The sequence below is a fragment of the Rhodococcus sp. IEGM 1408 genome, from assembly GCF_033142235.1.
GTDB lineage: Bacteria > Actinomycetota > Actinomycetes > Mycobacteriales > Mycobacteriaceae > Dietzia.
In genome coordinates this window covers 90,806-108,004 of record NZ_JAWLRW010000004.1, presented here as the reverse complement: position 1 = coordinate 108,004, position 17,199 = coordinate 90,806, and the positions used below count along the sequence as shown (strand labels likewise).

General features: G+C 69.6%; 20 protein-coding genes. 12 read left to right on the top strand and 8 right to left on the bottom strand.

Annotated features, from left to right (window positions below):
• Positions 1 to 3: 3 nt before the first annotated feature.
• Entirely contained in the window at positions 4 to 1,482 is a 1,479-nt protein-coding gene (locus R4P08_RS07825) for an amidase (protein WP_317813233.1), read from the bottom strand.
• Between the two features lie 119 nt (positions 1,483 to 1,601).
• Between R4P08_RS07825 and R4P08_RS07820 the strand changes: the two genes are divergently transcribed.
• The gene (locus R4P08_RS07820) at positions 1,602 to 2,279 is read left to right on the top strand and encodes a hypothetical protein (RefSeq protein WP_317813232.1); all 678 of its coding nucleotides are present in this window, start codon (positions 1,602 to 1,604) and stop codon (positions 2,277 to 2,279) included.
• A gap of 42 nt (positions 2,280 to 2,321) precedes the next feature.
• On the opposite strand, the gene R4P08_RS07815 is transcribed toward R4P08_RS07820, so the two are convergent.
• Together R4P08_RS07815 and R4P08_RS07810 are read right to left on the bottom strand one after the other, a co-directional pair.
• Entirely contained in the window at positions 2,322 to 2,612 is a 291-nt protein-coding gene (locus tag R4P08_RS07815; protein ID WP_317813231.1) for a DUF1540 domain-containing protein, read from the bottom strand.
• A 203-nt stretch (positions 2,613 to 2,815) separates the two neighbouring features.
• Positions 2,816 to 3,586 carry an ArsR/SmtB family transcription factor gene (locus R4P08_RS07810; RefSeq protein ID WP_411741180.1) on the bottom strand — a complete coding sequence of 257 codons (771 nt, stop codon included), beginning with the start codon at positions 3,584 to 3,586 and terminating at the stop codon, positions 2,816 to 2,818.
• 138 nt (positions 3,587 to 3,724) lie between these two features.
• On the opposite strand from R4P08_RS07810, the gene R4P08_RS07805 reads away from it, so the two are divergent.
• From R4P08_RS07805 to R4P08_RS07765, 9 genes are all read left to right on the top strand, one after another.
• Positions 3,725 to 5,299 carry a carboxyl transferase domain-containing protein gene (locus tag R4P08_RS07805; RefSeq protein WP_317813229.1) on the top strand — a complete coding sequence of 525 codons (1,575 nt, stop codon included), beginning with the start codon at positions 3,725 to 3,727 and terminating at the stop codon, positions 5,297 to 5,299.
• Positions 5,300 to 5,307: 8 nt separating this feature from the next.
• Complete coding sequence (locus R4P08_RS07800) at positions 5,308 to 7,425, top strand: acetyl/propionyl/methylcrotonyl-CoA carboxylase subunit alpha (RefSeq protein ID WP_317813228.1); 2,118 nt, start codon at positions 5,308 to 5,310, stop codon at positions 7,423 to 7,425.
• Positions 7,418 to 8,575, top strand: coding sequence for an acyl-CoA dehydrogenase family protein (locus R4P08_RS07795; RefSeq protein WP_317813227.1), 1,158 nt, complete (start codon positions 7,418 to 7,420; stop codon positions 8,573 to 8,575). Before R4P08_RS07800 ends, R4P08_RS07795 begins: the two co-directional genes overlap by 8 nt.
• A gap of 2 nt (positions 8,576 to 8,577) precedes the next feature.
• A complete protein-coding gene (locus R4P08_RS07790) occupies positions 8,578 to 9,129 on the top strand; it encodes a MaoC family dehydratase (RefSeq protein ID WP_317813226.1) in 552 nt (183 codons plus the stop codon).
• Positions 9,126 to 9,986, top strand: coding sequence for a CoA ester lyase (locus R4P08_RS07785; protein ID WP_317813225.1), 861 nt, complete (start codon positions 9,126 to 9,128; stop codon positions 9,984 to 9,986). The genes R4P08_RS07790 and R4P08_RS07785 overlap by 4 nt, the downstream gene beginning before the upstream one ends.
• A 94-nt stretch (positions 9,987 to 10,080) precedes the next feature.
• Complete coding sequence (locus tag R4P08_RS07780) at positions 10,081 to 11,730, top strand: AMP-binding protein (protein WP_317813224.1); 1,650 nt, start codon at positions 10,081 to 10,083, stop codon at positions 11,728 to 11,730.
• A gap of 63 nt (positions 11,731 to 11,793) precedes the next feature.
• Positions 11,794 to 12,570 carry a CoA transferase subunit A gene (locus R4P08_RS07775; protein ID WP_317813223.1) on the top strand — a complete coding sequence of 259 codons (777 nt, stop codon included), beginning with the start codon at positions 11,794 to 11,796 and terminating at the stop codon, positions 12,568 to 12,570.
• A complete protein-coding gene (locus R4P08_RS07770) occupies positions 12,570 to 13,250 on the top strand; it encodes a 3-oxoacid CoA-transferase subunit B (RefSeq protein WP_317813222.1) in 681 nt (226 codons plus the stop codon). Before R4P08_RS07775 ends, R4P08_RS07770 begins: the two co-directional genes overlap by 1 nt.
• A 59-nt stretch (positions 13,251 to 13,309) precedes the next feature.
• Entirely contained in the window at positions 13,310 to 14,050 is a 741-nt protein-coding gene (locus R4P08_RS07765) for a CPBP family intramembrane glutamic endopeptidase (RefSeq protein ID WP_317813221.1), read from the top strand.
• A 62-nt stretch (positions 14,051 to 14,112) separates the two neighbouring features.
• Here the strand turns inward: R4P08_RS07765 and R4P08_RS07760 are convergent, their stop codons facing one another.
• The 5 genes from R4P08_RS07760 to rpmB form a co-directional block, all read right to left on the bottom strand.
• A complete protein-coding gene (locus R4P08_RS07760; protein WP_317813220.1) occupies positions 14,113 to 15,081 on the bottom strand; it encodes an AEC family transporter in 969 nt (322 codons plus the stop codon).
• A 186-nt stretch (positions 15,082 to 15,267) separates the two neighbouring features.
• Positions 15,268 to 15,525, bottom strand: coding sequence for a 30S ribosomal protein S18 (rpsR, locus tag R4P08_RS07755; protein WP_317813219.1), 258 nt, complete (start codon positions 15,523 to 15,525; stop codon positions 15,268 to 15,270).
• A gap of 10 nt (positions 15,526 to 15,535) precedes the next feature.
• A complete protein-coding gene (gene rpsN, locus R4P08_RS07750; protein ID WP_317813218.1) occupies positions 15,536 to 15,841 on the bottom strand; it encodes a 30S ribosomal protein S14 in 306 nt (101 codons plus the stop codon).
• Between the two features lie 3 nt (positions 15,842 to 15,844).
• Positions 15,845 to 16,009, bottom strand: a complete 165-nt coding sequence (gene rpmG / locus R4P08_RS07745; protein WP_017836290.1) for a 50S ribosomal protein L33 — start codon at positions 16,007 to 16,009, stop codon at positions 15,845 to 15,847.
• Positions 16,009 to 16,245, bottom strand: a complete 237-nt coding sequence (gene rpmB, locus R4P08_RS07740) for a 50S ribosomal protein L28 (RefSeq protein ID WP_317813217.1) — start codon at positions 16,243 to 16,245, stop codon at positions 16,009 to 16,011. Before rpmB ends, rpmG begins: the two co-directional genes overlap by 1 nt.
• A 359-nt stretch (positions 16,246 to 16,604) precedes the next feature.
• On the opposite strand from rpmB, the gene R4P08_RS07735 reads away from it, so the two are divergent.
• Complete coding sequence (locus R4P08_RS07735; RefSeq protein WP_317813216.1) at positions 16,605 to 16,868, top strand: type B 50S ribosomal protein L31; 264 nt, start codon at positions 16,605 to 16,607, stop codon at positions 16,866 to 16,868.
• Positions 16,869 to 16,935: 67 nt separating this feature from the next.
• Positions 16,936 to 17,106 carry a 50S ribosomal protein L32 gene (gene rpmF / locus R4P08_RS07730; protein ID WP_317813214.1) on the top strand — a complete coding sequence of 57 codons (171 nt, stop codon included), beginning with the start codon at positions 16,936 to 16,938 and terminating at the stop codon, positions 17,104 to 17,106.
• The last annotated feature ends 93 nt before the right edge of the window (positions 17,107 to 17,199 follow it).

Here is a 17,199-nt window from a genome sequence, read left to right as displayed (position 1 = left end):
CGGCTACTCCCAGATCCGGGCGAACGGGAACGCGGCCTCGTACTCGGAGGCGAGTTCGAGCAGCAGGCTGTCGTGGCCGATCCGGGCGGACAGGTGAACACCGATCGGCATGCCGTCCGGCGCGTGGCCGGTCGGTAGCGAGACGGCGGGGGAGCCGGCGATGTTCTGGAGCGGCGTGAACGTGACCCAGTTGGAGACCCGCTCGAGGTGGGTCTCGTACGGCAGGTCCGCGTCCAGATACCCGATCTCGGGCGTCTCGTGGCCGACCACCGGGTTGAGGTAGACGTCGACGTCGCCGAACGTCGAGTCGAACCTTCGCCGGGTCCGGAACAGGCGGTAAAGGTGGAGCGGGAGTCTGGGCAGACCCCGCCGGGACATCGCGGCGAGGCCGAGGGTGAACGGGTCTAGTCGATCGGTGTCGAAGTCGGGGTCGAACAGGGACCGACCGGTACCGGAGGTGCTCAGTGCGAGCAGGCCCCAGTAGGCCACGAAGTCCTCGCGGAACGAGGGTGGGACCGGCGCGGGGCTGGGCACGATCTCGTGCCCCAGTGCAGCCAACCGCTCGGCGGCCTCGCGCAACACCGACAAGGTCGCGGAGTCGGTCGGGCCGCCCGCCGGGCTCTGCTCGACGAGTCCGATCCGCAGCCGACGCGCAGGGGCCGGGGCGACCGGGCCCAGCGGCGGGACCCCGACGGGCCGGTGACCTGCTTCGAAGGCGGTGAGGAAGGCCACGGTGTCGCGCACGGACCGGGTGACCACGGACTGGGAGATGATCGGGATCGGCATGTGGGCCGTGAACGTCTCGTCGGGATGTCGGCCACGGCTCGGCTTGAACCCCACGAGCCCGGTGACCGCCGCGGGGATGCGGATCGACCCCCCACCATCGTTGGCGTGCGCGATCGGAAGCGCACCGGCGGCCACCAGCGCCGCCGACCCCCCCGACGACCCACCGCTGGTGCGGTCGGTATCCCACGGATTGCGGGTGACGAGGCCGCCCTGCCGCTCGGTTGCAGCGGTCCAGCCGAACGGGGGCATCGCGGTGGTTCCCACTGGGTTGAGCCCGGTGGCCCGGAAGAGCGGGGCGTAGGGGCCGTCGCTCAGGGCCGGGTTCGCGGGAACCGCTGACGAGCCCAGTCGCATGGGTGAGCCCTCCACCCGGACCGCGTCCTTGAACGCCGACGGCACCCCGGAGAGCGGGGCGGAGAACTGGGAGGTCTCGATCCACGACGCGCGGTGTCGTGCGCGGTCGAAATCCGTGTGTACCAGCGCCCCGAGTACCGGGTCCACCGCCGCGCAACGCTCGATCGCCGCCTCGACGAGCTCGGTGGGCGAGACCTCCCGGCTGCGGATGCGGGCCGCGAGAGCGGTGGCGTCGTCGTGGCCGAGCGCGTCGTCCCGGAACGCGTGCACGCGGCGTGGCCCGGCGGCGGGCGTTACGGCGGCAGCCGTGCGAGGTGGGGAGTCTGTTGTGGTGTCGGTCACGCCCCCACTGTAGGGCTCCCCTCTTGACAACATCCGGTGTTCTCCTGCATCTTAGGGGGACCTAAGTCAGGCGAGGATTACCTAAGGCCTAGTGTGTAGGTGTTCCCGGAGGAGAAACCATGGCAGTGCACCAGATCGTGTCGGACCCGGTCAGCACGGGCGCGCGTCGACTGCTCGACGGATCCGGGGTCGCCACGGTCGCGGTGCGCGGCACCAAGGACCGCTCAGATGTCATGGTCTCCGCGCAGCACCGCTGGATCGGTGGCGGGTCCATCGTGGTCGTCGGCACTCCGGCGCCGTGGTCGGGCCTGATCGTCGAGCCCGGTTCCTCCGTCGAGGTGGTGGTGATGATCGACGAGCTGGCCCCGATCGTCGAGGCCAAGGTACACGTCGCCAGCCTGTACGGCTTCGGTGTGGCCCGTGCCGCGCGTCAGGGCGAGGGGTGGGTAGTGGAGATCGAGATCGAACTCGGCGAGCTCCAGGTGCGCAGGCTGGGCCACGAGGGGACAGTCCTCGCCCGCGACCTGGACTCAGTGCCCGCGGACCCGCTGATGAGCGCGGCGCCCGGTCTCGCGGACGAGATCCGGGCGCGCTTCGGGGGAGACCTGGCGATCCTGGCGGGGACGGGCGACCCCGCGCAGCCGCCGTTCGTGTTGGGCGTCGACGCCGACGGACTCCACCTGCTCACCGCCCTGGGGGCCGACGCCGACGTAGTCCACCTGCCATTTCTGACCCGCGCGGAGTGCGTCCGGGACGTGGTCCGCGAGATGGGTCAGTACGTGGCCCGCGCCAGCTGACTCCGCGCCCTTCGTGTCCGCGCCCTCTGACTCTGCGGCGTACTACGCCGGGGAGTAGGTGAGGCAGTCAGCGGTATCGGCTCCCGCACCGATCTCGACCGACTCCGCCGAGCACAGCAGGTCCTTGTTGTGTGTGCACTCGACGCGCTGACACGCGCCCACGTGTGCACTGGCGGTGGGCGACCCGCCGCGGACGTCGAGTGAGATGAACGTGCCGCACTCGGCATGATCCGGCGCGCCGGCCACCGTGATGGCGGGGGCGGTGCAGTTGGCCTCGGCGTTGAACGAGCACTTGGTGACGGTGCAGGTGCTGATTCCGGTGAGAGTGGCCATGGCGGTTGCTCCTCGTGTCGATGTGTCGAACCGGTGTGGGGAGGCCGGTATGGGGCCCAAGTCAACACCCCGTACCCCCGACTTGCAAGCAAGGGAAGGCTGTGCTAGCTCAGGCTAGGCTAAGCATCTGACCAGCACGTTCAATCGAGATCGGCCCCGGATCCAGCGGCCCGGGCCCGCACTCCCGCGGCCCGGGCCGAGGCTCACGCGGTCGGGACGTCCCAGGGCGCCCGGGAGAGGACGGAGCCGGTTTCGAGGAGGGTTTTGAGGTTGGACAGGATCGCTGGCCAACCGAGGGAGATCCCCGACCGCGTCTCGTCGTCCGGGAACTTCTCGTGGGTCACCGTGAGCCTGACGATCTCGTGAAATTGCTCCACCACGAACGTGACGACGGACGGTTCGACCTGAGCGTCCTGTCCGGCCGGGTCCCCGAAGGTGACGACCAGTCGGGTCGGGGGGACGGCTTCGAGGACGGTTCCGGTGATGTCGGTGATGTCGCTGCCGTCAGTCCGGCGATGCTCCCAGGTCGAACCCGGTTGCCAATCCGAGACGTTGGCATGGCCCCAGTAGGCGGCGGTCAGGTCGGCGTCTGTGAGCGCCTCCCACACCCGTTCCGGGGTCGATTCGATGTAGGTCACGTAGACGTAGTCGGGGATCATGCCGGCTCCTTCTGCCTTGGATCGGATGGTGGCGAGGGCGCGCAGTCTCGGGGCGTCGAACTCCGAGATCCACCGGCGCTCGATGTCGTGGATCGGTGCGGGATTGAGGAAATGCAGTCGCTCGCGACCTCGGCGGACCACGGTCACGAGATGCGCGTGGGCGAGTATGTCGAGGTGTTTGGTCGCCGACTGCCTGGTCATGACCAATTGGTCGCACAGTTGGCCCAGGGGCTGTCCGTCCTGCTCGCGGAGCCGGTCCAGGAGTCGCCGACGAGTCGGGTCGGCCAGGGCCTTGAAGATCGGATCGACATCCACCTGCCCATTATGCATCCAAACGGCTGCATAAATCTAGGTCCGCGGGTGGGCTCCGGCGCCTGAAAGCTGGACTTCTGTGAGCCAGGGCACTATCGTCCTTTTCAGTTAATCCCACCTAACTGAAAGGGGGCGGCGCTGATGACTTCCGCGACCACCAACCGCCAGGCGCACGAGGAACTGCTCGTCGACCTCCGTGACCGCCTCGAGCGGGCCGCGCTGGGCGGCGGGGAGAAGGCCCGTGCCCGACACCTCGAACGGGGCAAGCTCCTCGCCCGCCAACGCGTGGACGTGCTGCTCGACCCGGGCAGTCCGTTCCTCGAGCTCTCCCCGCTCGCCGCGGAGGAGATGTACGGCGGCAAGGCCCCGGGCGCAGGTGTCGTCGCCGGGATCGGCCGCGTCTCCGGGCGCGAATGCCTCGTGATCGCCAACGACGCCACGGTCTCGGGCGGCACCTACTACCCGATGACGGTCAAGAAGCACCTGCGCGGCCAGGAGGTCGCGCTGGCCAACAACCTGCCGTGCATCTACCTGGTGGACTCGGGCGGAGCGATGCTGCTCCAGCAGGACGAGGTGTTCCCGGACCGCGACCACTTCGGCCGCATCTTCTACAACCAGGCCACCATGTCGGCCCGGGGCATCCCGCAGATCGCCGCCGTCATGGGGTCCTGCACCGCCGGTGGCGCCTACGTCCCGGCCATGAGCGACGAGGCCGTCATCGTCCGCAACCAGGGGACGATCTTCCTCGCCGGCCCGCCGCTGGTGAAGGCGGCCACCGGTGAGGAGGTCACCGCCGAGGAGCTCGGTGGCGGCGACCTGCACGCCAAGACCTCCGGTGTGGTGGACCACCTGGCCGACGACGACTACGACGCGCTGATGAAGGTCCGCGAGATCATCGCGACCTGCCCGCCGTCCCCCGAGCCGGACTGGGAGGTGCTCGAGTCCCGCGAGCCCGTCCACCCGCAGACCGACCTCTACGACCTGGTGCCCGTCGACTCCCGGAAGCCGTACGACGTCCGCGACGTCATCGGCACGATCGTCGACGGCGGCGAGTACACCGAGTTCAAGAAGGACTACGGCACCTCGATGGTCACCGCGTTCGCGCGGATCCACGGACACCCGGTGGGGATCATCGGCAACAACGGCGTCATCTTCTCCGAGTCCGCCCTCAAGGGCGCGCACTTCATCGAGCTGTGCGACCGCCGCAAGATCCCGTTGATCTTCCTCCAGAACATCACCGGCTTCATGGTGGGACGCCAGTACGAGGCGGGCGGCATCGCCAAGAACGGCGCCAAGATGGTCGCCGCCGTGGCCTGCGCCCGCGTGCCCAAGTTCACCATGGTCATCGGCGGTTCCTTCGGCGCCGGCAACTACTCGATGTGTGGCCGCGCCTACTCGCCCCGCTTCCTGTGGATGTGGCCCAATGCCAAGATCGCCGTGATGGGTGGTCCGCAGGCGGCGGACACCCTCGCCTCGGTCCGCGCCGCGCAGGTGACCAGGTCGGGAGGGGAGTGGACTGACGAGCAGCAGACCGAGTTCACCGCCCCGATCCGCGAGCAGTTCGAGGAGCAGTCCACCGCGTACTACTCCACGGCCCGCCTCTGGGATGACGGGATCATCGATCCCGCCGACACCCGCACCGTCCTCGGCCTGGCCCTCGCGGCCGCCGCCAACGCCCCCCTAGAGCCGGTCAACAACGGCGTCTTCAGGATGTGAGCAGACCCATGTCACAGAAACTCCACACCGTGCTGGTGGCCAACCGCGGCGAGATCGCGTGCCGCGTGATCCGCTCGCTGCGAGCCGCGGGCATCCGCTCGGTCGCCGTCTACTCCGACGCCGACGCCGACGCGCTGCACGTCCGGATGGCCGACGCCGCCGTCCACCTGGGTCCGGCCCAGGCCTCGCAGTCCTATCTCGACATCGACAAGGTGATCGCGGCGTGCCGGGAGACCGGCGCGCAGGCCGTGCACCCGGGCTACGGCTTCCTGTCCGAGAACTCGCGGTTCGCCCGGGCGCTCGAGGAGGCGGGCCTGATCTTCGTGGGGCCGCCGGCCTCCGCCATCGAGGCGATGGGCGACAAGATCACCGCCAAGGCCGCGGTGTCGGCCAGGGACGTGCCCACCGTCCCGGGCATCTCGCGGCCCGGGCTCACCGACGACGACCTGGTCGCCGGCGCCGACGAGGTCGGGTACCCGGTCCTGGTCAAGCCGTCCGCAGGCGGCGGCGGCAAGGGCATGCGACGCGTCGAGAGGGCCGAGGACCTGCGCGCCGCGCTCGAGTCCTCGCGTCGCGAGTCGGCGAACGCCTTCGGCGACGACACGCTCTTCCTCGAGCGCTTCGTCGACACCCCGCGCCACATCGAGGTCCAGGTCCTCGCCGACACCCACGGCAACGTCATCCACCTGGGCGAGCGCGAGTGCTCCCTGCAGCGCCGCCACCAGAAGGTCATCGAGGAGGCGCCCAGCCCGCTGCTCGACGAGACCACCCGCCAGCGGATCGGAAAGGCGGCGTGCGACGCCGCCCGCTCGGTCGGCTACGTGGGCGCCGGCACGGTGGAGTTCATCGTCTCCGCCCACGCACCCGACGAGTTCTTCTTCATGGAGATGAACACCCGCCTGCAGGTGGAGCACCCGGTCACCGAGATGGTCACCGGCGTCGACCTGGTGGACTGGCAGGTCCGGATCGCCGCGGGCGAGGAGCTGTCGCTGCGCCAAGACGACATCGTCCTCACCGGCCACGCGATCGAGGCCCGCGTCTACGCCGAGGATCCGGCCAAGGGCTTCCTCCCGACCGGCGGCACCGTCCTGGGTCTCGAGGAGCCCTCGGGCAGCGGTATCCGCGTGGATTCCGGACTCCGCGTGGGCACCGTCGTCGGCAGTGACTACGACCCGATGCTCGGCAAGGTCATCGCGCACGGCGCCGACCGCGCCGAGGCGCTGGCCCGGCTCGACGCGGCGCTGGCCGGGACCCACGTCCTGGGGCTGCGGACCAACGTCGACTTCTGCCGCTTCCTGCTCGCCCAGCCGGAGGTCGTCTCCGGAGACCTGGACACGGGCCTGCTCGACCGGTCCGTCGACAGCTACACCGCCACCCCCGCCCCCGAGGGTGCGCTGGTCGCCGTGGCCATGCACCGCACCGAGGAGCGCTGGGCCCGCGTGCCGGCCAGTCGCCGCGGTCCGTGGGACGTGCCCAACGGCTGGCGGGTCGGGGGTCGCGCCGAGGTGTGGACCCGGGTGGATTCCGGAGCGGGTTCGGAGCCCGTCACCGTCGGACTCAGGGGAACCCCTGACGACGCCGAGGTGACCATCACCGACGCCACGATCGGCTCCACGGCCGAGCCCGAGGTCACCTCCCGGCACCGGGCCAGGGTCGCGCGGGACGGCGGGTCGCTGCGACTGACCGTCGACGGCACCCAGCAGCGCTGGACCGTCGTCCGCTCCCGGGGCAGCAAGCCCAGTGCAAACGCTGCCGGCAGCACCGCGGCGCCCGACACCTTCTGGGTGGCCGGCGACGGCGGCACCTGGGACCTGCGGCTGCTCCCGCTCATCGACTCGCGGATCCACGCCGCCGGGACGTCGGACGGGCAGATCCTCAGCCCCATGCCCGGCTCGGTCATCGCCTGCTTCGTCGCCGACGGCGACGAGGTGACCGCCGGACAGAACATCCTGGCCGTCGAGGCCATGAAGATGGAGCACGCGCTCCCCGCGGCCATCGACGGAGTGGTCCGGCTCCACGCCCGGGTCGGCGAGCAGGTGCCCGCCGATCATCTGCTCGCGACCGTCGAACCCCACCCCTCCACCGATCCCTCCACCGAGGAACCCCAAGGAGAAGCTGATGCCTGAGTTGGAAGAGCACTACGCGGACCTCAAGTCCACGGTCGCCGACTTCGCCGACAAGGTGGTCGCCCCGGCCTCGGCCGAGCACGACCGCAACCACACGTTCCCCTACGAGGTCGTGGCCAAGATGGGCGAGATGGGCCTGTTCGGTCTGCCCTTCCCCGAGGAGTACGGCGGCATGGGTGGCGACTACTTCGCCCTCGCCGTGGCGCTCGAGGAGCTGGGCCGGGTCGACCAGTCGACCGCCATGACCCTCGAGGCCGGCGTCGGCCTCGGTGCGATGCCGATCTACCACTTCGGCACCGAGGAGCAGAAGACCACCTGGCTGCCGGATCTGGCGGCGGGCACCAGGCTCGCGGGCTTCGGCCTCACCGAGCCCGGCGCGGGCTCGGACGCCGGCGCCACCAAGACCACCGCCAAGCGTGACGGCGACGAGTGGGTGGTCAACGGCAACAAGCAGTTCATCACCAACTCGGGCACCGACATCACCTCGCTGGTCAACGTCACGGCCGTGACCGGCGAGCGGCGGGCCGCGGACGGATCGGTGAAGAAGGCCATCTCGACGATCATCGTGCCGTCGGGCACCCCCGGCTTCACGGTCGAGCCGGCCTACGACAAGGTGGGCTGGAACTCCTCCGACACCCACCCGTTGACCTTCGCCGACGTGCACGTCCCCGCGGAGAACCTGCTCGGCGAGGAGGGCCGTGGGTACGCCAACTTCCTGTCGATCCTCGACGAGGGGCGTATCGCGATCGCCGCGGTGGCCACCGGCGCCGCGCAGGGCTGCGTGGACGAGTCGGTCAAGTACGCGCGGGAGCGCGAGTCCATGGGCCAGAAGATCGGGTCCTTCCAGGCCATCGCGTTCAAGATCGCCCGCATGGAGGCCCGCGCCCACACCGCGCGGTGCGCCTACTACGACGCCGCTCGGCTCATGCTGGCCGGCAAGCCGTTCAAGAAGGAGGCCGCCATCGCCAAGATGGTCGCCTCCGAGGCGGCCATGGACAACGCCCGCGACGCCACCCAGATCCACGGCGGGTACGGCTTCATGAACGAGTACCCGGTCGCCCGGCACTACCGCGACTCCAAGATCCTCGAGATCGGCGAGGGCACCACCGAGGTGCAGCTCATGCTGATCGCGCGCGGACTGGGGCTGTAGTCATGTCGGACGCCAGCGCGCCGCAGCGCAAGGAGATCCTCCAGCGCGGTCTGTGGTTCGAGGAGTACGAGGTCGGCACCGCCTACCTCCACCGCCCGGGTCGCACGATGACCGAGACGGACAACGTCCTGTTCACCACCCTGACCATGAACACGCAGGCGTTGCACCTGGACGCGGCGTGGTCGGCCGAACAGCCCGGCTTCGGCGGAGAGCGGCTCATGAACTCCATGCACACGCTGTCCACGATCGTGGGACTGTCGGTCGCCCAGCTCACCCAGGGCACGATCGTGGCCAACCTGGGCTTCTCCGAGGTCAGCTTCCCCAAGCCGATGCTGCACGGGGACACGCTGTACGCCGAGACCGTGTGCACGGACAAGCGCGAGTCCAGGTCGCGGCCGGGCGAGGGCATCGTGACCCTCGAGCACATCGGCCGCAACCAGCACGGGGACATCGTGGCCAAGGCCGTCCGCAAGACGTTGGTCCGCAAGCGTCCGGCCGCCGGCGCGGTGGCTGACGCCGCGGTGGCTGACGCCGCAGCGGAGGGGTCGGCATGACCCCGGCGTGGATCCCGCCCGGTCCGGCGCTGCTGTTCTGCCCGGCGGACCGGCCGGAGCGGTACGGCAAGGCCGCCGAGCGCGCGGACGTGGTGATCGTGGACCTCGAGGACGCGGTCGCGCCCGACGCCCGCCCGGCCGCCCGGGAGGCGCTGCGGGCCTCCGCGCTGGACCCGGAGCGCACGATCGTGCGCGTCAACCCGATCGGCACCGACGACCACGCCGCCGACCTCGCGGCCCTCGCGGACACGGACTACCGGTGCGTCATGCTCGCCAAGACGGAGTCGGCCGCGCAGGTCGCCGACGTCCACGCCGCCACCGGCGCCGCGGTGCTGGCCCTGGTGGAGACGCCGCTCGGGGTCATCCGTGCCGAGGAGATCGCCGCCGCACCCGGCCTGGCCGGGATGATGTGGGGCGCCGAGGACCTCCTCGCCGCCATGGGGGGCTCGACCAGCAGGTTCGCGGACGTCGAGGCCGGCGGGCCCCGGGTCGCGGGGGAGTACCGCGACGTGCCCCGGCACGCCCGGGCGCAGGTCGCACTCGCCGCGGCGGCGTTCGGCCGCTGGGCGGTGGACTCGGTCCACCTCGACATCACCGACGAGGCGGGTCAGCGCGCCGAGGCGCTCGACGCCGTCGCCCTGGGGTTCGTGGCCACCGCGTGTATCCATCCGTCCCAGGTGACGGTGGTGCGCCAGGCCTACGCGCCGGACGACGACGAGGTGACCTGGGCCCGGAAGGTCCTCGCCGCCGCGGAGCACAACAAGGGCGTCTTCAAGCTGGACGGCCGCATGGTCGACGGCCCCGTCTTCCGCCAGGCCGAGTCGACGCTGCGTCGCGCTGCGGCCGCCACCACTTGATGACCACCGCGTGATCACCACCGCTTGATCAGCACCGCCTGATGCTGCAACCCCACTTCGCGGGGCGTCCGCCCCATCCTCAAGGAGCACCGAGATGACCACCACCGATCTCGATTCCACCGACCTAGACCCGTCGCTGTCCCATACGCGCGGGGAGACCGACATCCCGCTGCTCACGCAGACGATCGCGGACAACCTCGCGGCCACCGCCGAGCGTTTCGGCGACCGCGACGCCCTCGTCGACGTGCACGCCGGCCGGCGTTGGACGTACACCGAGTTCCTCGCCGATGTGCGTCGTCTGGCCTCCGGGTTGCACCGTCTGGGGATCCGCACCGGCGACCGCGTGGGCATCTGGTCGCCCAACCGCTGGGAGTGGGTGATGATCCAGTACGCGACCGCCGAGATCGGCGCGGTGCTGGTGAACATCAACCCGTCCTACCGGGTGCACGAGCTGGAGTACGTGCTCAAGCAGGCGGGGATCAAGGCCGTGGTCGCGGCGCCGCAGTTCAAGGACTCCGACTACACCGGGATGCTCGCGCAGGTCCAGCCGAGCTGTCCGGACCTGGAAGTGGTGGTGCTCTTCGGCGACGAGGAGTGGGAGTCGATGATGTCGGGGCCCACCCACGCCGAGGAGTTGGCCGGTATCCGCGCCGGGCTCAGCGCCGACGACGCGATCAACATCCAGTACACCTCGGGCACCACCGGATTTCCCAAGGGCGCCACCCTCTCGCACTCCAACATCCTCAACAACGGGTTCTTCGTGGGCGAGACGGTCAACTACACCGAGGCGGACAGGGTCTGCATCCCCGTGCCCTTCTACCACTGCTTCGGCATGGTGATGGGCAACCTGGCGTGCACCACGCACGGGTCGTGCATGGTCATCCCCGCGCCGGCGTTCGACCCCGCGGCCTCGCTGCGGGCGGTGGCTCAGGAGAAGTGCACCAGCCTGTACGGCGTCCCGACGATGTTCATCGCCGAGCTCGCGCTGGACGATTTCTCCACCTATGACCTGTCGAGCCTGCGGACCGGGATCATGGCGGGCTCGCCGTGCCCCGAATCGACCATGCGTCAGGTGATCGATCAGATGAACATGGAGGAGGTGTCGATCTGCTACGGCATGACCGAGACCTCCCCGGTGTCCACCCAGACCCGCAGCGACGACTCGCTCGACCGCCGGGTGTCCACCGTCGGTCGGGTGGGCCGGCACCTGGAGATCAAGATCGTCGACCCCTCCACGGGCCAGACCCTCCCGCGCGGTGAGGCGGGCGAGTTCTGCACCAAGGGTTACAGCGTCATGCTGGGCTACTGGGACCAGCCGGACAAGACCGCCGAGGCGATCGATGACCAGGGTTGGATGCGTACCGGCGACATCGGCGAGATGGACGCGGACGGCTACGTGACGATCACCGGCCGCATCAAGGACATGGTGATCCGCGGCGGCGAGAACATCTACCCGCGCGAGGTCGAGGAGTTCCTCTACACCCACCCCGACATCCTCGACGCCCAGGTGATCGGGGTCCCGGACCCCAAGTACGGCGAGGAGCTCATGGCGTGGATCCGGCTCAAGCCGGGCCGGGCCGACCTCACGGCCGACGACGTCCGGGAGTTCTCCACCGGCAAGCTCGCCCGCCACAAGATCCCGAAGTACGTCCACATCGTGGACGAGTTCCCCATGACCGTCACCGGCAAGGTCCGCAAGGTCGACATGCGCAAGACAGCCATCGAGATCCTCGGCATCGCCTGACCGTCGGTTCCACGGCGGTCTCCTCGTCACATCGATCGCCCCATAGCTTCAAGGAGTGCGTGTATGTCAACCAAGATCATGACCGCGGCGGAGGCCGTCGCGGATATCGGAGACGGTGCGTCGATCGCCGCCGGCGGGTTCGGCCTGTGCGGGATCCCGCAGATCGTCATCGAGGCGCTCGCCGCGCGCGAGGTCGGCGACTTCGAGGTCTTCTCCAACAACGCCGGCGTCGACGGCAAGGGCCTCGGGATGCTGCTCGAGGCCGGCAAGCTGCGGCGCATCGTCTCGTCGTACGTCGGTGAGAACAAGGAGTTCGCGCGGCAGTACCTGTCCGGCGAGCTCGAGGTGGAGCTGACCCCGCAGGGCACGCTGGCTGAACGGATGCGCGCGGGCGGGTCCGGTATCGGGGCGTTCTACACGCGCACCGGCGTCGGTACGTTCGTGGCCGACGGCGGCATGCCGTGGAAGTACGACTCGGACGGCGGCGTCGCGCTCGCGTCGCCGCCCAAGGAGACCCGGGAGATCCGGGGGCACACCTACGTCCTGGAGCAGGCCATCGAGGCCGACTACTCGCTGGTCCGCGCCGCGGTCGCCGATACCAGCGGCAACCTGCGGTTCAACCTCACCGCCCGCAACTTCTCGCCGCTGGCCGCCATGGCCGGCCGGGTGTGCATCGTCGAGGCGGAGGAGATCGTCGAGGTCGGTGAGCTCGCGCCCGACGACATCCACCTGCCCGGTATCTACGTGCACCGCCTGGTCCAGCTCACAGCAGAGCAGGTCGAGCAGACCAAGTGGATCGAGAAGATGACCACCAACCCGCCCTCGGAAGGACAGCGCTGATGAGCACCACCACGCCTCAGGACAAGCCCGTCCGCCTGGGCCGCGACCGCAGGGCGATGGCCGCCCGCGCCGCCCTCGAGCTGGAGGACGGCCAGTACGTCAACCTCGGGATCGGCCTGCCGACCCTGGTTCCCAACTACGTTCCGGAGGGCATCAACGTCACCCTGCAGTCCGAGAACGGGCTGCTGGGGATCGGCCCGTACCCGCACCCGGACGACGTCGACCCGGACCTGATCAACGCCGGCAAGGAGACCGTCACCACCCTGCCTGGTTCGTCGATCTTCGACTCGGCGACCAGCTTCGGGATGATCCGCTCGGGCAAGATCGACGTGGCCATCCTCGGCGCGATGGAGGTCAACCCGGCCGGCGACATCGCCAACTGGATGGTCCCCGGTGCCATGGTCAAGGGCATGGGCGGCGCGATGGATCTCGTCGTGGGCGCCCGCCGCATCGTCGTGGTGATGGACCAGGTGGCCAAGGACGGGTCCTCCAAGATCGTCTCCCGGATCTCCCTACCCCTCACCGGCCTCGGTTGCGTGAACCGGATCATCACCGAGCTGGCGGTGTTCGACATCGACGACGATGGGCTCACCCTGATCGAGCTGGTCGACGGTGTGAGCCTCGAGCAGGTCGCCGCCGCGACCGCCGCGCCCTATCGGGTGGCCGAGAGACTGCGGTAATCACGCCACCGAGTACGACACCACCGGGCATGTCACCATCGGGCATGTCACCATCGGGCATGACGCAACCGGGCACCGGCGCCCCCGGCCTCTGGACCACACCGGTCCGGGGCCGGGCGGCGCTGTCCGCGTTGGCGTGGGTCGTCGTCTATATGACCGGCCTCGTCGTCGTCGTGGTCCTGGGTCTTCTCGGGGCGCGGGCGGCCGGCACCGGGCGCCCCGACACCGCGCTGCTCGCCCTGGTGGTCCTGGCCGGTACCGCGGTGGCCGCGCTGGTCGCCGTGCGGGTCCACCTGCTCCGCCGGCGCGGGCTGGGCTGGGCCGACGTGGGGCTTCGCCGCCCGGCGAGGTCGCCGCTGCACCTGCTGTGGCAGATCCCGGCGGTGATGCTCGCGGGGGCCGTGGCCTCGATGGTGGTGCTGCTCCCGCTGGGGGTGGGGCCGGAAGCCGACGCCGGCGACGAGGCGATCGCCGAGCTGGCCCTGGGCGGGCCGCTGATCGCGGTCCTCGGACTGCTCGCGGTGGCGGTCATCGTGCCGGTGGCCGAGGAGGTGATCTTCCGGGGGATCGTCCTGCCCGCTCTGCGCGCGCGGCTGACCGCGGTGCCCGGGATCGCGGTCGCGGGAGCGGTCTTCGCCGCGGTGCACCTGCTCCCGCCGGCGCTACCGTATCTGCTGGTGGTGGGCATCTCGCTGGGCATCATGGCGCAGTGGTACCGGTCGATCGTGCCGGGCATCGTGCTGCACGGGGTCAACAACGCGGTGGTGTTCGGCGCGGTCGTCGCGGCGGGCGCGGCCTGACGCGCTCCCGGACCGGACCGGATGGACTGGATGGCTGGATGGACCGGACGGACCGGACCGGGTCAGGCCAGCAGCGCGGAGATCAACAGGAGGACGGGGAGAGCGCCGAGCGTGGTGAGCACCGCCGAATCGCGGGCGAGCAGCACCCCGTGGCCGTAGCGGGTGGCCACCACCAGGACGTTCTGCGCGGTGGGCAGGGCGGCGGCCACCACCACGGTGAGCAGCTCGTGGCCCTGCATGCCCATGAGCCCGCCGCCGATCCCGTAGGCGAGCAGGGGGTGGGCGATGAGTTTGAGGATGCTCGCGAGGGCGATCTCGCGGCGCGGTGACGCCCCGGCCTCGAGCACCTTGACGCCGTAGAGGGACATGCCGAACACCAGGAGCGCACCGGGGACCGAGATCTGCCCCACCAGGTGGACGGGCTCGAGGAGCTTGTCTGGCGGGGTCCAGGGCAGCGCCGCCACCACCACCCCGGCGAGCGCGGCCAGGACGATGGGGTTGCGGACGGCCTGGATGATCGAGCCGAGCGCCCCGCCGCCCGACTCGTGCGAGCTCCCACCGTCCACGGTGTCGGCGCCACCTCCGGCGCGCGCGGCGCGTTCGAGCACCGCGATCGCGATGGGCTGGAGGACGACCACCTGGAACAGCAGCAGGGGCATGACGAAGCCCAGGTCGCCCAGGACATAGAGGGCGATGGGGATGCCGAGGTTGGCGGAGTTGACGTACCCGGCGGAGAGGGCGCCGACGACGAGGTCGGCAGCCGGCCGCTTCAGCCACACCCTCGCGATGAGCACGTAGGCGGCGGCGATGAGCATGGCCGAGCCCGCGGAGACCACAAAGACGCCGGTGAAGACCTGATCCAGGGTGGTGCGGGCGAGCGAGTCGAACAGCAGCGCCGGGGTGGCGACAAAGAAGACGAGCCGGTTGAGCACCAGGCGGGCGTCCGCGCCGAGAACGTAGCTGCGGGCGAGCACCCAGCCCAGCGCGACGAGCGCGACGATCACGGCGAAGCCGTTGAAGACGCCGGCCACTGGGGGACTCCTCGAGTTCAGGGGAGGGGTGCGGTAGCGCCGAACGGGAGGGGAGCGGTAACGCCGAACGGGGTCGGGTCTCCTCATCCAAGGAGACGCGACCCCGGTCGGGTTGCTGTTGTCCGGTCGGCGGCTAGCTACCGCAGTCGGGACGGGTGGTGCGGTTCGACCGCGCCGAGCAGTAGCTCAGCGGCTGGTGAACGGCAGCAGAGCCATCTCGCGGGCGTTCTTGACCGCAACGGCGACCTGACGCTGCTGCTGCGGCGTGAGGCCGGTGACGCGGCGTGAACGGATCTTGCCGCGATCGGAGATGAAGGTACGAAGGGTGTTGACGTCCTTGTAGTCGACCTTCTCGATGCCCGCGACCTTCAACGGGTTCTTCTTGGGCCGACGACCCTCCTGGGCACGGACCTTCTTGGACGGAGTGCTACGCGCTTTAGCCATGATTACCTACTCACCAACTCGACTTCGTGACACCGGGCAGCTCGCCACGGTGAGCCATCTCGCGCATCCGGACGCGGGAGAGGCCGAACTTGCGGAGATAGCCGCGGGGGCGGCCGTCTGCGACGTCGCGGTTGCGCACCCGCACGGGCGAGGCGTCACGCGGCATCTTGTTGAGAGCGGTCTGGGCCTCCATGCGGGCCTCGTCCGTCGACTCGGGGTTCTTGATGGTCTTCTTCAGCTCGGCGCGACGCTCGGCGAACCGGGCCACCTTGGCCTTGCGCTGCTCGTTACGCGCGATCTTGGACTTCTTGGCCACGAGTCAGCGCTCCTCTCGGAATTCGACGTGCTTACGGACGACCGGGTCGAACTTCTTGAGGACGATGCGGTCCGGGTTGTTGCGACGGTTCTTGCGGGTCACATAGGTGAACCCGGTTCCGGCCGTGGACTTGAGCTTGATGATGGGTCGAACGTCGTTACGTGCCATCAGATCTTCTCCCCACTGGCGCGGATGCGAGCCACAACGGCCTCGATGCCGTCGCGGTCGATGGTCTTGATGCCCTTGGTCGAGACCGTCAGCGTGACGCGACGACCCTCGGAGGGCACAAAGTAGCTACGGCGCTGGATGTTCGGGTTCCAGCGACGGTTGGTCCTGCGGTGTGAGTGCGAGACGGACTTGCCGAAACCCGGCTTCCGTCCCGTTACCTGGCAATGCGCCGACATGGCGTGGTTCTCCTTCCGCCTCTTCGTGCGGTGGCGCGTGGTGGAAAGGCGTCTCCTCCGGCCGGGGCCGAACGGGAGCGGATCACCACGTCGCGAACACCGTGAGAGGCGATAGCAAACGTGCAGACAACAGCGATGGTCGAGTTTACGGCTCGGCGGCCCGAAACGGTAATCCGCACGTCAGCCCGGTAGTCCTCAGCACGTCATCGCTACGAATTGGGTGCCCGGCCATCCTACGGGTACGATCTACCGATGCGTGTGCTGACACCGGAATCCCCGGTTCGGCCACTGGCAACTGCGCCCTCCTCACAGGGGTGTGCGCCAGACCTATGACTTCTACCGAGCTAGAGGGATCAAGTATGAAGAACGACATTCACCCCGACTACCACCCGGTGGTCTTCCAGGACTCCGGAACGGGAACCAAGTTCCTCACCCGTTCCACCGCGACGAGCAGCCGCTCGGTCGAGTGGGAGGACGGCAACTCCTACCCGCTCATCGTGGTTGACGTGACCAGCGAGTCGCACCCGTTCTGGACCGGCGCGCAGCGCGTCATGGACACGGCCGGCCGTGTCGAGAAGTTCCAGCGTCGCTACGGCAACCGCACCCGCCGCACCACCAGCTGAGTCCGTGGCCGGTGCACAGCCGGCGGCCTACTCGCTCCACACCCGAGACCCTGAGGACGTAATAGTCATGGCAGTTCCGAAGCGTCGCCTCTCGCGCGCCAACACCCATTCCCGCCGCTCGCAGTGGAAGGCCGACAACGTCTCCCTGCAGGAGACCAAGATCGACGGCCGCGCCGTCGTTCTCCCGCGTCGTCTGGTCAAGGCCGCGAAGCTCGGCCTGATCGACCTCGACCGCTGATAAGCGACTCCTGAGTCGGCGGCGCCTGGAGCGCCGCCTGCACACGCCCGGTCACGAGCCCGGCGGGTCCCCTCGAGGACCCGCCGGGCTCGT

Bases quoted from the DNA above. Each gene is read 5' to 3' on its own strand.
- R4P08_RS07800 (WP_317813228.1), top strand. From the start codon at position 5,308: ATGTCACAGAAACTCCACACCGTGCTGGTGGCCAACCGCGGCGAGATC.
- R4P08_RS07770 (WP_317813222.1), top strand. From the start codon at position 12,570: ATGAGCACCACCACGCCTCAGGACAAGCCCGTCCGCCTGGGCCGCGAC.
- rpsR (WP_317813219.1), bottom strand. From the start codon at position 15,525: ATGGCTAAAGCGCGTAGCACTCCGTCCAAGAAGGTCCGTGCCCAGGAG.
- R4P08_RS07735 (WP_317813216.1), top strand. From the start codon at position 16,605: ATGAAGAACGACATTCACCCCGACTACCACCCGGTGGTCTTCCAGGAC.
- R4P08_RS07815 (WP_317813231.1), bottom strand. From the start codon at position 2,612: ATGGCCACTCTCACCGGAATCAGCACCTGCACCGTCACCAAGTGCTCG.
- rpmB (WP_317813217.1), bottom strand. From the start codon at position 16,245: ATGTCGGCGCATTGCCAGGTAACGGGACGGAAGCCGGGTTTCGGCAAG.
- rpmF (WP_317813214.1), top strand. From the start codon at position 16,936: ATGGCAGTTCCGAAGCGTCGCCTCTCGCGCGCCAACACCCATTCCCGC.
- R4P08_RS07795 (WP_317813227.1), top strand. From the start codon at position 7,418: ATGCCTGAGTTGGAAGAGCACTACGCGGACCTCAAGTCCACGGTCGCC.
- R4P08_RS07785 (WP_317813225.1), top strand. From the start codon at position 9,126: ATGACCCCGGCGTGGATCCCGCCCGGTCCGGCGCTGCTGTTCTGCCCG.
- R4P08_RS07780 (WP_317813224.1), top strand. From the start codon at position 10,081: ATGACCACCACCGATCTCGATTCCACCGACCTAGACCCGTCGCTGTCC.
- R4P08_RS07820 (WP_317813232.1), top strand. From the start codon at position 1,602: ATGGCAGTGCACCAGATCGTGTCGGACCCGGTCAGCACGGGCGCGCGT.
- R4P08_RS07765 (WP_317813221.1), top strand. From the start codon at position 13,310: ATGACGCAACCGGGCACCGGCGCCCCCGGCCTCTGGACCACACCGGTC.
- rpmG (WP_017836290.1), bottom strand. From the start codon at position 16,009: ATGGCACGTAACGACGTTCGACCCATCATCAAGCTCAAGTCCACGGCC.
- R4P08_RS07790 (WP_317813226.1), top strand. From the start codon at position 8,578: ATGTCGGACGCCAGCGCGCCGCAGCGCAAGGAGATCCTCCAGCGCGGT.
- R4P08_RS07775 (WP_317813223.1), top strand. From the start codon at position 11,794: ATGTCAACCAAGATCATGACCGCGGCGGAGGCCGTCGCGGATATCGGA.
- R4P08_RS07805 (WP_317813229.1), top strand. From the start codon at position 3,725: ATGACTTCCGCGACCACCAACCGCCAGGCGCACGAGGAACTGCTCGTC.